This window comes from Paenibacillus sp. OAS669 (assembly GCF_014873645.1).
Classification (GTDB): domain Bacteria; phylum Bacillota; class Bacilli; order Paenibacillales; family NBRC-103111; genus Paenibacillus_S; species Paenibacillus_S vulneris.
In genome coordinates, this window is the sequence record NZ_JADBDR010000011.1 from 1 (window position 1) to 14,757 (window position 14,757).

Genomic DNA, 14,757 nt, shown 5'->3' on the forward strand with positions numbered 1-14,757 from the left:
GGATAAAAAACAAACGGCACAGGACTGTTTCCCGTGCCGTTTCAGATATTATTTTTACTCGCGGTCTTGTCTCTATGCCTAACTTAATGACATTGTGCGGGGAGCAGGGCCTTTTCTCTTTGAGGGGGGAGGCTGTTGGTAATTCAAAAAGCCTGGCTCACTATGTTTCGTTTTGAACAACGAGACTTACTCCGGCTCCGTCCACGTTTGGCCTCCGTCTTGGGTAATGATCGTTTGGCCCTTCCGCAGCATCCAACCGTACCCGTCCGATCGTAAGAAAAATTGCTCTGTTTCTTCCAGATTTGTGTCCGTTTCGATCGGCTTCCAATCTTCCTTATTGTAAACATCCATCGTATAGATCGTTTTCCCGTCAGCGGAAATCGCCCGGCCGTTAATCAGCAAATCAAAATGAAGCACCGGCGGAGCCTGCACATCCTTCAAGCGGTAAGGGAGAGGCTGCCAGCTGTCCCCGCTGTCACGGCTTTCGTAAAGCACGTAGGCCCGATTCTCTCCCTTGACGAATTCCGCGATAAAGAGACCATGATTATTGTTCTCTATATCAAAGACGGGAGGAAGTGTATTGGCGTAACCGTCTTTGAATTCATCAGGGATCTCAACATGCTGTAGACTCCAGGTTTTTCCTCCGTCTTTGGTGCGGAATAACGGAAAGGTATCCGGGCCGTGATAGGTTGCAGTGATCCAGCCCTCCTGCGGAACACGAAAAGATAGGCCTGTCGGATACCCGTTGATTTTGTCCGTAATATCTCCGACCTGACTCCATGATTTGCCTCTGTCTGAGGTTTTGTACAGCATTTTGTACATCTGGCCCAAAGCAGGGGAGGAGGTTACGAGGACGTAACTGGCATCAAAGTAATTTGCATTGCTCTGAACCGTTACATCCGGAGATCCCTCCCAAGCCTCGGTGATAGGCAGGGGTGTCGTTTCCCAACCCGTACGTGTACCGGAGCCATCCTCGGTAGGATGAGTAACGAGAATTTGTCCTGAAGCCGTTCTGTAGAAGGCGAACCCCGTCATAGGATTTTGAAATTCAGCCTTAAGAAGCTGATCTTCTTCACTTACACCATCAGGTTCCTCCAACTCCCACGATTTCCCGGAGTCCCATGTATGCATGAGTTTCCCTTCCGAAACCCCGTAGCCTTCATTACCGCCCATGCCTGTTATATAGGCAATAGGTCCAGTCTGGGATTGCTGCGGCGGCATAGAAAGGATTTGCTCCACCGGGGATGAAGCTGGTGCTGGCGTTACTGCCGTACCGGGCGTTGAGGAGGGGACGACCGTAACTAACGGCAACGCTTCCGTAGTGATCGACTTCGTGATAGCAGGTTCGGGGGTCGCCGCAGCAGAAGGTTGAGGTGTTTGCGCCGGTACCGGTGTAATTGTACTTGTATTCGTGGATTGCTGCGCTGTCTCCGGAGACTTAGGCAGAGCGGTTGGCTGTACCGCAAAATCTTCCGGGTTAGCTTGACAGCCGCCTAGAAGTAAGCTTCCGGCAATGGTGAAGGTGAAAATAGATCGTTTGGGGGTCATAGCTTCCGTCACTCCTTTTTTCATACCAATTAGACGCAGCCTCCGCAGAAATGGTTTCAGTTCTAGCGGATCGTAAGACAAATAAAAAGAACAAGAAAATGTTCTATTGAAATTCTTGATTTTGTTACTATACGCTTGGCGATTTCCTTGATAAAGTATAATTCAGCCCGGTCGTTTCACCCACAATGACAATGAGGAGCATCGCCTATGCGTTTCCCTACTACACGCTTTCTCCCATCAACAATTAAAAATAAGCTGTTTTTGGCATTTATTTTGCTGATTCTGCTGCCGTTTTCCATTCTCAACGTGTATAACTTCAAGAAGATGGAGGGGGTTCTCCGTCTCAAGGTAAGTGAGCAGAGCCAGGAGGAGCTGGAGAGGATGAAGCGATCGTTCGAAGAAATGATGAAGACGACCTTCCGTACCTTCACTCTGCTTGAACAGGATCCGAACATTTCCTCCATGCTGATCGATCCGCAAAAATACGATGCCTACGATACACAGGCAAATTTGGAAAATAAATTTAAAGCGATTACAAGCAGTATTTTCCTGGGAAGTCCTTCGGTCTATTACACGGTCTTGGATGCGAAGGGACATTACTATACATCATATAAGCCTCTTGAAATGTTGGATTATAAGCACTTTACCGGTCAGAGCTGGTATCGAGGGCTGTTGGAAAATCCGCAAAAATTTCAATGGTCCCTGGAGAAAAATTATGTTCATAAGGATGAATCCACCAGCCCGCAGTTTCTTAGTGTCTCTACGACATTCAAACGAAGCGACGGGAGCGTATTCGCCTATGTCAAGGTAAGCATCGATTATTTGGACTGGTTCCGCTCGGTTACCGCGACAACCACCTCCTCTCAGGAGTATTTGCTGCTTGATGAGAAGCGGCAGGTTGTCGCCCAGAACGCTTCTACTCCTTTTGATGCAGGTGAATGGAGCGCACTGGCTCGTCATTCCTTCGAGAGCGGCTACGATATGAATGAGAATTATATATTGAATTATTGTTATATCCCCATGCTGGATTGGTATTTGATCAAGCAAGTTCCGAAGGATATTGTCTATGCGGAAATCGATAAGCTGAAGCGCTCTTTCTTTATTTCGTTCTTTGCATTTACGATGGCATTTATCGCGATAACGTTCTTGATAGCGGCCAAGATTACCCAGCCGCTGAAGCAAATTCAGCAGAAAATGCAGGAAATGGTCCGCAAAAATTTGAAGGTCCGTCTGCCGGAGGATCGCTATCGCGGGGAATTCAAGCAATTGACTCAAACCTTCAACCAGATGGTAGGTGATATGAATGATTTGATAGCCCGGCTGAAGTCGGAGGAGCGGCAGAAGGAAGCGGTGCATTTTCAAATGCTGCTGTCGCAGACGAACCCGCATTTTTTGCTGAACACTTTAAACACAATCAAATGGATTGCACTCGGCAAACAGGATGAAGAGATTGCAGAAATTTGTATTAGCCTCGGCAAGCTGCTTGAAGCAAGTCTTAACTCGGAGGTCGATCTGATTCATTTGAAGGAGGAGCGGGAGCTGGTCGAATCGTACATTTATATCCAAAGCTACAGGTATAAGCAAAGCTATACGGTGCATTTTGAGATCGAAGATTCGCTGCAGTTCGCTCTTGTACCTAAGCTGAGCCTTCAGCCCCTGGTCGAGAACAGCATCCAGCACGGTTTTGCAGGCATGAGAGAGCATGGGGAAATATGGATCAGGGCGTATGAGGACGGCGGCAGCCTTGTAGTGCAGGTGGAGGATAATGGGCTTGGAAGGAGACGGGCGGAACAGGATAAGAAGCCGTCCCAGCGGCGCGGCGGCATCGGGCTCAGCAACCTGAAGCAAAGATTGTATTTGCTCTTCAAGGATAAGGCCGGTCTTCAGGTGGATGACTTGTCTTTAGGCACCCAGGTTCAATTCTGTCTGCCGATGCTGCTGTCCATGCCCTATGGGAAGGAGTGACGGTTTCTATGAGGACTGTGTTGTTAGTAGAGGATGAGGTGTTCGTGCGCGAATCCGTTCGTCGTATTATCGACTGGGAGAAGTTGGGGTTTACCGTCATAGGCGAAGCAGGCGACGGTGAAGAGGCGTTGAGTCTGATTCGGGAGCATAAGCCGGACGTTGTCATCTCCGATATCATAATGCCCCGGTTGAATGGGGTCGAGCTGCTCAAGCAGGTACGGGAGGAAGGGAACGATGCCCGCTTCATCATGCTCTCGTGTATGAGTGACTTCGATTATGTCAGGCAGGCCATGGAGTACGGCGCTTCGAATTATATTTTAAAGCTGTCCATGAAGGTTCAATCGTTGTATGAAGCTTTGGAGAAGGTGGAGCATGAGTTGAATATAAGAAGCCGGCGGGAAGCCTACCGGACTCCCAATGCGCCTGAGAAGACATGCGTTCTAACCGATCACCCGGAGATGAACAAAATATTGACGTATCTTCACGAACGTTACCATGAGGACATTTCGTTAGGGACATTAGCACAATTTGTTGCTATGGACTTGAAGTATGTAAGCCAGCTGTTCAAAAAGAAAACCGGCGATACCTTCGTCCATTACTTGCACCGGCTGCGGATCGAGCAGGCCCAAAAGCTGCTTGAGACGACCCGGATGCCGATAAGTGAAGTAGGGGAGAAGGTAGGATTTCTGAACGATAATTATTTTATCAAAATTTTTCGCAGGTTTTGTCATATGACCCCTCAAAATTACCGGAAGCTGAAGCAGCAGAGCAGGGAAATGGAATAGAACAAGATTTTGTTCTGAATCTGTTGAGAAACCTATAGAGCTTGTACTTTGCCAATATACTCCGGTGGGGTATCCCTCTCCGGCCGCTGTTGAAACCCGTGAAAGGTGATTCTATTTAGCGGTATTTTCACGGGTTTCAAAGGCGGACGTAAACTCCTCCGAGGCAAACCCCACCTCCCTATGTAGCATAGTTCACGCAAAAAGGGTTTCTCAACAACCTGAGAACAAGATTTTGTTCTATTTTTTTTGAAATAAATGCAAGAAATCGGTCTATAAAGCAATGGATTTTGTTCATTATCGCAGCTTTCCGGCTTTGCTATAGTTAGCTATGTAATCGAGAACGACTTGAATTTCCAGGGAGGTCACGCAATATGAACAAAAGAAACCTATCGCTTTCCATGCTTTCGTTGACTCTAGCGGCCGGTATGCTTGCAGGATGCAGCACTGGGGTGAAGACAGAGCCGCCCAAAGAGACGGCACAGGGGGGTTCAGCAACGGCACCGCCTGACAAGCCGATCACTCTTAGCTTCTGGGGCGGCGTACCGGCGGAGAATGGCCCGCAGGCCGTCATTGACGCATGGAACAAAGAAAATCCAAACATTCAAGTGAAGTATGAGCGCTATGTCAATGATGATGCGGGGAACCTGAAACTGGATACCGCCTTGATTGCGGAGCAGGGAGTGGATATCTTCGTAAATTACACGACACCCGCTTTGAAAAAAAGAATCGACAACGGCGTTGCGCTTGATCTATCGTCGTTTACCGACTATAACATTGATCAGAAAATGGGCCCGCAAGCAGCTGAATGGAAAATTAATGGAAAATACTATGGGGTTCCTACCAAACGGAATATCTTTTTTATGTGGCTCAACAAGGACGCGCTGGACAAAGCGGGATTAAAAGTACCGACGGATTGGACATGGCAGGATCTTCAGGATTATGCGGCCAAGCTGAAAACGGATAAACGCTATGGATTGGTCCAAAGTACCGAGGTTTACCCGGATGCAATGGATGGGTCGCTCGCAGCCTCCAAATATGTCAAAGCAGACGGTACCTCCGATTTCAACAACCCGATTGTCGGTACATGGCTGGAAACGCTGAACCAAATGATGAAGGATGGCAAATCAACGCCGCCTCTCGGAGAGCAGCTGACGACCAAGATGCCGGTAGAAACTGTCTTCCTCAAAGGGGATGCAGCGATGCTCAATGCAGGAGAATGGATATTCCGCAGCTCTAACGATAGGAAAGCGAATCCTCGAGAGTTTAAAATTGCCTTCGCACCGGTGCCTAAAGTGTCCAAGGATCAAACGAATTTCAAAATCCGCGGAGGCCTGGGAGATGTCATCTCTATCGCGGCCAAAAGTAAAAATAAGGAAGCGGCCTGGAAATTTCTCAAATGGTATGCGGACGGCGGGATGCTGCCGATGGCATCCGGAGGACGGCTCCCCGCATCCAAAGACGCCAACGTAGCCGAAGCGACGAAGCTTCTGCTTGGAAATGCTGCGGACACCTACGATCAGGAATCGCTCAATAAAGTCGTGTTCGGACAATTCGATACGTATAACCGCGATTTGCCGCAGCAGGTTCTTGATCTGCGCCGAGAAGAGTATGAGAAGTTTTTCCTGGGCAAGCAGGACATTAAGGGGACCCTGGATACGATGGCCAAACGTCATAATGATTTTTTGAATCAAAATAAAAAGTAGAAAGCCGCAAAAGGAGGCTCAATGCAGGAGCTTCCTTTTGTTCTAAATGAAGGATAGATTCAGAACTGCCGGGAGGTCATCACATGAACAACAGCTGGATGAAACGTCAGAGAAATATCGGGATGCTGTTTATTGCGCCGAACATGCTGGGCGTTCTCGCCTTTTATATACTGCCTGCTCTATTCTCGCTAGGGCTTGTGTTTACGGATTGGAAATTCGGGAACCCCGTCTTTCATTTCATTGGTCTGGACAATGTCAAACGGCTGCTTCATGACGAGTTGTTTTATATAGCATTGAAGAATACGGCGATCTTTTTGCTCTCCGTACCTGTGTCTATGCTGCTTGGCTTTATCGTCGCCATTATTTTGAACAACATGGTGTATATGAAAGGACTGCTGCGGGCCATGTACTTCATGCCGTATATTACAAGCGGTGTGGCCATCGGGTTCGTCTGGATGCTTCTGTTTCATCCGACGCAGGGGCCGATCAACCAGTTTTTGACGAAAATCGGAATACAGCATCCGCCGCAATGGTTCGGGTCAATGGAAACGTCCATGTATGCGATGGATGTGATCTGGATCTGGTTTCTGCTCGGATATAACATGATTATTTATTTGGCGGCTCTGCAGGAGATATCGGGTGACTTATTGGAGGCGGCCAGGATAGACGGGGCACATAGCTGGATGATCATCAGAAGGATTGTGTTCCCGCTCGTAAGTCCTACTACCTTCCTGCTGCTGATTACGGGCTTGATTATGACGATCAAAACCTTCGGCATTATTGAAGCGACAACGCAAGGAGGTCCTGGGAACAGCACGACGATTTTATCATTGTTCGTTTACAAAACCGCCTTTTCATACTACGAAATGGGATATGCCTCGGCGATCTCCTGGGCATTGTTTCTTATTATTCTCTTTATCACGCTGATCCAGTGGTATGGACAGAAAAAATGGGTTCATTATTAACGGAAAGAGGGTAAGCAATAAAATGATGGGCGGACAACAAAGGCTGCAATTGAAATCCATTCCTATAGGGAAGCTGCTCTTAACTCTAATCATGCTGGTTCTGGCGGTGTCAACCGTACTGCCTTTTTTGTGGATGATCAGCACTTCCTTCAAAACGCCGGCAGAAGTCTTTGATTACCCGATATCTTGGATTCCGAAGCATTGGGTAATGGAGCATCATGAAAAAATATGGCTCGGGGAAAACAGCTTCATCAGGTACTATTTGAATTCGCTCAAGATAGCGATTGTATCTACGGCGGGAGCAACCTTCCTATCGGCGTTCGCCGCCTACGGGTTCTCCCGGGTGGAATTCAGGGGCAGGGATGCATTGTTTGTACTTTATTTATCCATGATGATGGTGCCTCCCCAGGTGCTTTTTGTACCCAAATTTATCATGTTTAACTGGTTCGGCATTTATAATACGCATTGGGCATTGATATTGCCCGGTATGTTCACGATTCTAGGTGTGTTTCTGATGCGGCAATTTATGATCTCGATTCCGAAGGAAATATCGGAGTCGGCCTTTATCGACGGGGCAGGGCATTTTCGAATCTTTTGGCAGCTGATGCTGCCATTGGCGAAGCCGGCTCTTGCTACCCTGGCCATTATTGATTTCTCATGGCATTGGAACGATTATGAGAACGCAATCGTCTTTTTGATCGACCGGAAGTTGTTTACCGTACCGTTAGGACTGCAAAATTTCATTCTGGAGTTCAATATTGACTATAATGGCATGATGGCTGCAACTTCGGCAGGAATCATCCCGATTCTGATTGTCTTCCTGCTGGGGCAAAAGTATATTATTCAAGGCGTATCCAATACGGCGGTAAAAGGATAAAGCGTAAAGATCCACTCCGGTGCAATAGCAGAAGGAGTGGATTTTTTGCGTTATGCGCGGAATGCATGCAGTAACATGAGGGGCTGCATAAAAGGAAGCGCCCTTTATGGTTTTTCATAAGGGCGCCTAATCTATTAACTGATTAGTTTACTCGTAGCAGCGAACCTCGACGATTTCCGCCCGATCGCTGCCGTTTGTTGAACTTATCACGATCCGAAGCTTGCCGGTGGTTACGGCGGCAGGGAGTCTATGGATTTTTTTGCGGATATGGTTGCTCTGCTCTTCCACTAGCGTAATCCATTCCTCCTGAACCCATGCTTGTATTTGATAATCTTTGACAAGCTCTGGAATGACTTCGAACGGGGTACGGTGATGGTGAAGATTGATTAAGTCCTCATTCACGTCGTCATTGAAGGTGATGTGTATGCAGCTGATCCTGGCTGGCTCCTTCCAATGCAGCTCCAGCCATTCCGGCTTGCCTTGCGTCATAGGCTGTGACGACCACATATGCGGCCCCCCGTAAGGACGGAGATAGCCGTCTGTCGCTTTGGATGCGGCAAGTGCATCGGAAGGGGAACGAAGCTTGAAGCAAAACGGACTTCTAACGAAGGATTTGCCGCTCCACTCGATAACAGGTTGATGGTGGTGCATCTCCCCGAAATCATGAGAGCTTTGTGCATCCATCGCATGTTGGAAGGAAAGCACGCCAGTTAGCGGGCGATCCGACAAATGCAGCGATAGATCCGGATTATGCTTAATGATGATAAAAGCATTCTGTGCTTGTTCCGGATTCCAGCATAGATCCGCCGCAATCCATTGCTTAGCACCTGCAGCAACGCTAACCTTGACGGAGGTTACGTGCGTATGGGGGACATAGTTTTGAGGCTTGCCTGTGCTCCACAGTTCAAGCTGCAGCTCAGTCTCACATGCAGCGTCGACAAGCAGCGCGATACCTTCCATGCAGGGATCGACAGGTACGATCAAGCCGGAGTCCTTAGTCATTGCAACCGCTCCTTTGGATTGTACCAACTCAAGCTGCGTAAGCGAGCTAGAAGCATTCACCTCTGCGCGAAGCGCCAAATCTGACGCATCGGTGTTCTTCAGGCCGAGAACGGATGCATCCTGGCGCAGCAGCGTCTGCTGAAGCTCGTGCAAGTGCTCGGCGTGTAGAAGACGGGGAGTAATATTTTTCATAGAGCACAACGCGGCCCCGGTTCCCGCTGCTTCTCCCATGACCGCACAGGTTGCCATAACCCGGGTCGTGCCGAATGCCACATGGGAAGCACTGATATTGCGGCCTGCCATCAGCATATTGCTTACGTTGGCGGAGTAGAGGGAGCGGAAAGGAATATGGTAGCTTCCATCCATATGCATATGCTTGGACCCCTTGGAGGTCGAGTACATACCTTGCGGAGGATGAAGGTCGATGGACCATCCGCCGAAGGCTACGCGGTCCTCAAACTCTGCCTGAACTATCACATCATTTTGATTCAGCACGTAGTCACCGATAAAGCGTCTATATTCTCTTTTGCCTGGTAAGGAGCCAATCCATTCCAATGTTAGGTTGTCGGCATCGAAACGCCCTGAATTTTTGATGTAATCCCAAATGCCATAAATAACCGAAGACAGCTCGTCACGAATTCGCTCATTATCATGAACGGTGTCCAATTCTCCACCCCATTCGATCCACCAATAGGCGCAGCCGTTATCGCCGCTTCGAATGACACGGTTTAAGGGAATCGGAGTTTGGGTAATATCCTTGGCAAAGCTCGGCGCTATATATTTCACCGGATGCCCGGCATCCTTCGTATAGAACAAGAGGGTGCTGCCTAGCGTAATCCCGTCACTTACTAACGGTGCCCATTCTTCCTCGTACTCTTCCTGAGCCTCTCTGCCAATGCGGTAATTGGCCCCCGCAAGAAATCCGACGAGCCCATCTCCGGTGCAATCGAGGTACATTTTGCTTTCAAAGCGAATGTTCCGTTCCGATCCCATCATCCAGCCGGTAACCGATGTGATCGTGCGATTGTGTTCATCACCGGCCGCTTCCACTTCATGTACATCCGTATTAAGGAAGAGGGTTATATTGCTTTCCGCCTTCACCTTCTCCAAAATGACCAAATCCCATAGATACGGGTTTCCATCGATATTGCGGTACTGATTTTCCACAAACAGCTCCCCCATAATACCGGTTTCACGAGCATACCGATGAACGCCATGGGAGGTTGCGCCGCAAACCCAAACCCGCACCTCGCTGCTGGAATTCCCGCCCAGGACGGGACGGTTTTGCACGAGAGAGACAGTTTGACCAAGTCGCGCCGCAGCGATAGCGGCACAAACACCGGCCAACCCTCCACCAATCACTGTAATATCCGAGACAACGGTTTCATATCGCATAGTTCCGAGAACACCTCATTGTTGAATTAGTATATATCTTTGATTTCATTGTAAGATACATCATTTTCTTTTGACATACATGGAGTTACAATGGGCATATACTTTATTTCATAATAAGCAGGTGGTTGCATTGTCGTTCCGCGATATGGAGTTAAAGCTGGTTTCGCATGTGTATTGGTACCAAAAGCCCGAATTCATGCTCCCATCCGATACTTATCCTTGCTGGACTTTGTTTGCGGCAGAGGACGGACGATTTCATTACTCAATAGGGGAGGAGAGTGGAGAGGCCGGATTTGGCGATATGGTTCTTTGCCCGCCTAATATGCCTTTTGTCAGAAGAACGCTGGAGCCTTTAACCTTTCATTTTCTTCAATTTGTATGGCTGATGGAGCCTTCTTATTGGGCAGAAGGACGATGGAATGGCAAGCTTACCGTAAGAGATACGGAGCGTTTGAGTTCTAACTACAAATATTTGAGGACAATAACCGGGTGGGATGAAGAAAGTATGCTGCATAAGCAGCACATGCTGAGCGATATGCTGAGGCTGGTTATCCTGGAGCAGGGTGCCCGGGATGTTGGGAGAACTCAACGCGACACACTTATGGATGAGGCTAGAAAAAGGTTGACCGAAAGAGCCTACAACAGCTTCTCCATGAAGGAATTGTCGGATCAGCTTAAGCTTACACCGGTACAGTTCACTCGCAGATTCCGCAAAGCCTTTGGTGAAACTCCATCAGAGCTGCTGAACGAAATCAGGCTTACCCGAGCCAGGCATTTGCTGGAAGGGACGACGCTGAAGCTGGACGAAGTCGCCGAGCAGTGCGGATATGAGAACGGATTTTATTTGAGCCGGGTTTTCTCGAAGAAAACCGGAATGCCTCCATCTGTATATCGGAGCTTGTACAGGGTGTAGGGTAGAATGGTTTTAAGGCGGCGACAATATTGGAAAGATAATCCCCTTTGGTATATACTGGGATTTACGAGCTTGAGAATAGGTTCTCGCATTAAGAATCTTACCAAAAGGAGTGAGTGATTTGAGGCTTCCATACAAAATAGGGTATATCGGCTGTCTTGTATGGCTGTTATGTTTATTTTGCGCCTTCGTCTTCAGTGATGACTATGACGATTTGATGATGACCTGGATTGTAGTTGCGACGGCTGTAGGCCTGATCCTATTTCCCGCCTATTTCATTGCCGTTCTTGTCTTTTATAGCTTGAGCCGTTTCGTTGTAAGAATCCGACGGGGGGATTAGGGGGAAGGCGCCACTCGAACTTGGAGGAAAATGGAGAGTTACATAAAAATAACGATTTTTGGAACGAAATAGCCGATTCATAGTCTGTCAAAACAAACTGGTGACCGCACATAGTGTGGTTTTTTACTTTTATAAAGTGATTATCCGGAATCCAATGACGAATGGTTTGCCAAAAACAAGCAATGATAAGGTATCGTGTTTTTACAATACAGGTTTTCTCGATTTTGATAGGATAATACAGATCAAGACTTATTTCGCAAGGTGGGGTAGTGCACACTTGAAGTGGATTAAATGGATGAGGTTTGTGTCCGCTTGAATGATTAGGAGGCGATCCATGTGGTAAAAAAATCAAGTGACTTGCCGGTCATTTCCTTCGCCGATCCGCTGTCTTTTGAGAGCTGGCTCGAAGTGAATTGCGAAATCTCACCCGGCATCCGATTACAGATTGCGAAAAAGAACTCCGGCGTCGTAACCATTTCCTATAACGAAGCGCTCGAAGTTGCCTTATGTTATGGATGGATAGACAGTCAGAAAGAAGCTTTCGATGAGAAAACATGGCTGCAGCGGTTCACTCCGCGCGGGGCCAAAAGCATCTGGTCGAAAGTCAATAAAGACAAGGCGGAACTGCTGATCCTAAACGGGAGAATGAAGACTCCAGGATATAAGGCAATTGAAGAAGCCAAAAAGAACGGGAACTGGGATAAGGCCTACGAATCACAAAGCATCGCCTCACTGCCTGAGGACTTCGCAATCGAGTTGGAGCGCAGCGCCAAGGCTAAGGCGTTCTACGATACGCTTGACAGACAAAATAAATACGCGATCTTGTTTCGAATTCACAATGCCAAAAAGAAAGAAACTCGAGAAAAGCGGATCCGGCAGTTCATTCAAATGTTGGAGGAAGGCAAAAAAATCTATCCTTCATCCTCTTAAGACAGATGAACAAGAATCAGAAATCGTTCCAAACTTTACACAAATTATGACAAAGAGAATACAATGAAGACGGACTAAAAACCGGATGCCGCACTTATTATGCAGTACCCGGATGTCATGAAGGGGCCTAGATGGTCAAGAGACTTAGGCGAATCAGAGAGCCCCGTATACAGTAAGTTGAATAAAAAGGGAGACGGCCCATGTTCCAGTTACTAAGAGCATGGGCTAAAAAATTAGATAAAACAGCCACAAAGGACAATGACTAACAGAATATAAAGAACCAATATAGTTCCAGTGCTTGTAAAGATTCCACCTACACCACCCATTTTGAATCCTCCTTCCAATTTGTCTTGAGGTTGTTACCCCAAAATCAGGTTATGCGGGATACATATCTAATGTTTGGACGTTTGTCATGGGGTCACATTTATCATTGAGAAAATGCTCGAAACAATACCAAGCGATGTCTTTCATCCTGGCACCTATTTACGAACAAAAACCATTGACAAATGTATTGAAATGGGATAAATTGTATTTTAATCAATATCTAATTAGATGAATATTTAAATTAAAAGGTGTGATACTAGGATGCAGTTAGATAAGCTCGTCACTTACCACAAGGCACTTGCAGATCCAACGCGTATCAAGATGCTGCTCCTGCTTGCGGATGGGGAGTTGAACGGCCAAGTACTGGCCGAGAAATGCTTCTTATCGGCGGCTACGATTACTCATCATGCAGCCAAGCTGAGAGAAGCGGGATTGATCAATGAGCGAAGAGATAAGAATACGATTTACTTCTCCCTCAATCATTACTTTATCAAAAGCAATGCAATGGCAACGGTCGACTTCATTTATAAGAAACAGATGGGAACAGGAGGGACGGAACCTATGGATGAGAAAAACAAGCGTTTGGCGGCTTCGGTGATCAAAAATTTTATGACCTCCGACGGAAAATTGAAGCATATCCCGGCACAGCTAAAGAAAAAGCTGATCGTACTTGAGCATTTGGTGCTTCAGTTAGAGCAGGGGCGCCGGTATTCGGAGAAAGAAGTGAATGAATTTATCAAAACGTATCACGATGATTTTGCTACGATCCGCAGAGAGTTTATTATGCATCAATTTTTATATAGAGAAAATGAGGTCTACGAAGTGAATCCGCGTGAGCTGTGGGCTCAGTGGGAGACGCTCGCATAAGGACAGAGGAGCTGTAAAGAAACCGGATGCCCTGCAAAGTGCACCCGGTTCTATTCTGTCAGGCCATGGTTTCCAGCATTGGCAGCGTAACTTGATATTGAAGCGCTTCCTGATGCAAGTAACGTCGAAACTCTTCTACAATATATTGCGCCATGCGTGTGACTTCAGACGGGTTGCTTCCCGCGATATGAGGAGTTAATATCACGTTATCCAGCTGCAACAGTTCACTGTCCGGCCGAACAGGCTCGGGATAAGTGACATCCAGCACCGCGGTCCTGGTCGGCACATCCCGTAGGGCCCGGGCTAAATCTTCCTCAACGACCTGCAAGCCCCGTGCAGTGTTGATGAAGGTTGCGTTGGGGAGCATGAGGTCAAAATGCTCTTTATTTAGCATACCGACCGTTGCCGGGAGGTTAGCCAAGTGATTCGAGATGGTGTGGCATTCAGAGAATATTGCGGTGAGCTCTTTCTTTTGAACACCTAGCTTATGTGCCGCAGCTTCGGGCAAAAAAGGATCAAACACATCGATGTTCAACTGATAGGGCTTTAACAGTTCAATGACCTTCTTGCCGATCATGCCGGCACCAAGAATTCCGACGCGGGCATTCCAATTACCGGGGAACGTCTTGGCATACATCGAGGCTTCGCGTCTATTCGATTTGCACATCCGGGCGCTTTGATAAAAGCCCTTATTGGCCAGCACGATCTGTGCCGCCGTATATTCGGCAACCGGAACGGCGTTAGCGGCCCATGCGCTCACTACAGTAACATTTTGATGGAGAAAAGGTCTTGCAAAAGACTGTACACTGCCCGCTGCATAAAATAGCGCTTTCAAATTAGGCAGGTAATGCTGAATTTCTTCGCGGGTCAGCAAGGACATCCCCCAAGTAGAAAAAGCGACTTCGATCGTTCTCAAAGCCGCAGCATGCTCCTCCAAAATGTCCTTGTGAATGATGGCCGGATAGAAATCCGCCAATGTGCGAAGTTCTTCCTGAATGTGACTGTTATATACCCCGTGGATTCTTGCTTCGTTTCCTATAAATATAGCTCGCTTCTTCACTTCATCCCACCGCCCTAGAAATACGTATGGTCACAAGAGGCTGGTCGTAGCTGCTACTAACCCTGATTATACATCAGAATGTC

General features: G+C 47.6%; 13 protein-coding genes. 9 read left to right on the forward strand and 4 right to left on the reverse strand.

What is annotated here, in order from left to right:
• Positions 1–186: 186 nt before the first annotated feature.
• A complete protein-coding gene (locus GGC63_RS22165) occupies positions 187–1,548 on the reverse strand; it encodes a hypothetical protein (protein ID WP_192704173.1) in 1,362 nt (453 codons plus the stop codon).
• A 207-nt stretch (positions 1,549–1,755) separates the two neighbouring features.
• Here GGC63_RS22165 and GGC63_RS22170 point away from each other — a divergent pair, with 207 nt between their 5' ends.
• The 5 genes from GGC63_RS22170 to GGC63_RS22190 all read left to right on the forward strand — a co-directional run bounded on the left by GGC63_RS22170 (position 1,756) and on the right by GGC63_RS22190 (position 7,843).
• The gene (locus GGC63_RS22170) at positions 1,756–3,513 is read left to right on the forward strand and encodes a sensor histidine kinase (RefSeq protein ID WP_192704174.1); all 1,758 of its coding nucleotides are present in this window, start codon (positions 1,756–1,758) and stop codon (positions 3,511–3,513) included.
• An 8-nt stretch (positions 3,514–3,521) separates the two neighbouring features.
• Positions 3,522–4,298, forward strand: a complete 777-nt coding sequence (locus GGC63_RS22175) for a response regulator (RefSeq protein ID WP_192704175.1) — start codon at positions 3,522–3,524, stop codon at positions 4,296–4,298.
• A 371-nt stretch (positions 4,299–4,669) separates the two neighbouring features.
• Complete coding sequence (locus GGC63_RS22180) at positions 4,670–6,001, forward strand: ABC transporter substrate-binding protein (protein ID WP_192704176.1); 1,332 nt, start codon at positions 4,670–4,672, stop codon at positions 5,999–6,001.
• An 83-nt stretch (positions 6,002–6,084) separates the two neighbouring features.
• Positions 6,085–6,966, forward strand: a complete 882-nt coding sequence (locus GGC63_RS22185) for a carbohydrate ABC transporter permease (protein ID WP_192704177.1) — start codon at positions 6,085–6,087, stop codon at positions 6,964–6,966.
• Between the two features lie 22 nt (positions 6,967–6,988).
• The gene (locus GGC63_RS22190; protein ID WP_225948415.1) at positions 6,989–7,843 is read left to right on the forward strand and encodes a carbohydrate ABC transporter permease; all 855 of its coding nucleotides are present in this window, start codon (positions 6,989–6,991) and stop codon (positions 7,841–7,843) included.
• 147 nt (positions 7,844–7,990) lie between these two features.
• Here the strand turns inward: GGC63_RS22190 and GGC63_RS22195 are convergent, their stop codons facing one another.
• Complete coding sequence (locus GGC63_RS22195) at positions 7,991–10,240, reverse strand: FAD-dependent oxidoreductase (protein WP_192704178.1); 2,250 nt, start codon at positions 10,238–10,240, stop codon at positions 7,991–7,993.
• Between the two features lie 130 nt (positions 10,241–10,370).
• Here GGC63_RS22195 and GGC63_RS22200 point away from each other — a divergent pair, with 130 nt between their 5' ends.
• The 3 genes from GGC63_RS22200 (at position 10,371) to GGC63_RS22210 (ending at position 12,423) form a co-directional block, all read left to right on the forward strand.
• A complete protein-coding gene (locus GGC63_RS22200) occupies positions 10,371–11,153 on the forward strand; it encodes a helix-turn-helix domain-containing protein (protein ID WP_192704179.1) in 783 nt (260 codons plus the stop codon).
• A 121-nt stretch (positions 11,154–11,274) separates the two neighbouring features.
• Positions 11,275–11,493, forward strand: coding sequence for a hypothetical protein (locus GGC63_RS22205; protein WP_192704180.1), 219 nt, complete (start codon positions 11,275–11,277; stop codon positions 11,491–11,493).
• A gap of 336 nt (positions 11,494–11,829) precedes the next feature.
• On the forward strand, positions 11,830–12,423 hold the full coding sequence (locus GGC63_RS22210; protein WP_079909461.1) for a YdeI/OmpD-associated family protein: 594 nt from the start codon (positions 11,830–11,832) through the stop codon (positions 12,421–12,423).
• Between the two features lie 233 nt (positions 12,424–12,656).
• On the opposite strand, the gene GGC63_RS34585 is transcribed toward GGC63_RS22210, so the two are convergent.
• Positions 12,657–12,749 (reverse strand): YjcZ family sporulation protein, encoded by a 93-nt coding sequence (locus tag GGC63_RS34585; protein WP_225948416.1) that lies wholly within the window; start codon positions 12,747–12,749, stop codon positions 12,657–12,659.
• A 259-nt stretch (positions 12,750–13,008) separates the two neighbouring features.
• Between GGC63_RS34585 and GGC63_RS22215 the strand changes: the two genes are divergently transcribed.
• A complete protein-coding gene (locus tag GGC63_RS22215; RefSeq protein WP_192704181.1) occupies positions 13,009–13,614 on the forward strand; it encodes a metalloregulator ArsR/SmtB family transcription factor in 606 nt (201 codons plus the stop codon).
• A gap of 58 nt (positions 13,615–13,672) precedes the next feature.
• On the opposite strand, the gene GGC63_RS22220 is transcribed toward GGC63_RS22215, so the two are convergent.
• Positions 13,673–14,674 (reverse strand): hydroxyacid dehydrogenase, encoded by a 1,002-nt coding sequence (locus GGC63_RS22220; protein ID WP_192704182.1) that lies wholly within the window; start codon positions 14,672–14,674, stop codon positions 13,673–13,675.
• Positions 14,675–14,757: the final 83 nt, after the last annotated feature.

What these genes read in the sequence shown, in the direction of transcription:
- GGC63_RS22165 (WP_192704173.1), bottom strand. Translation starts at nt 1,548, where the DNA reads ATGACCCCCAAACGATCTATTTTCACCTTCACCATTGCCGGAAGCTTA.
- GGC63_RS22170 (WP_192704174.1), top strand. Translation starts at nt 1,756, where the DNA reads ATGCGTTTCCCTACTACACGCTTTCTCCCATCAACAATTAAAAATAAG.
- GGC63_RS22175 (WP_192704175.1), top strand. Translation starts at nt 3,522, where the DNA reads ATGAGGACTGTGTTGTTAGTAGAGGATGAGGTGTTCGTGCGCGAATCC.
- GGC63_RS22180 (WP_192704176.1), top strand. Translation starts at nt 4,670, where the DNA reads ATGAACAAAAGAAACCTATCGCTTTCCATGCTTTCGTTGACTCTAGCG.
- GGC63_RS22185 (WP_192704177.1), top strand. Translation starts at nt 6,085, where the DNA reads ATGAACAACAGCTGGATGAAACGTCAGAGAAATATCGGGATGCTGTTT.
- GGC63_RS22190 (WP_225948415.1), top strand. Translation starts at nt 6,989, where the DNA reads ATGATGGGCGGACAACAAAGGCTGCAATTGAAATCCATTCCTATAGGG.
- GGC63_RS22195 (WP_192704178.1), bottom strand. Translation starts at nt 10,240, where the DNA reads ATGCGATATGAAACCGTTGTCTCGGATATTACAGTGATTGGTGGAGGG.
- GGC63_RS34585 (WP_225948416.1), bottom strand. Translation starts at nt 12,749, where the DNA reads ATGGGTGGTGTAGGTGGAATCTTTACAAGCACTGGAACTATATTGGTT.
- GGC63_RS22215 (WP_192704181.1), top strand. Translation starts at nt 13,009, where the DNA reads ATGCAGTTAGATAAGCTCGTCACTTACCACAAGGCACTTGCAGATCCA.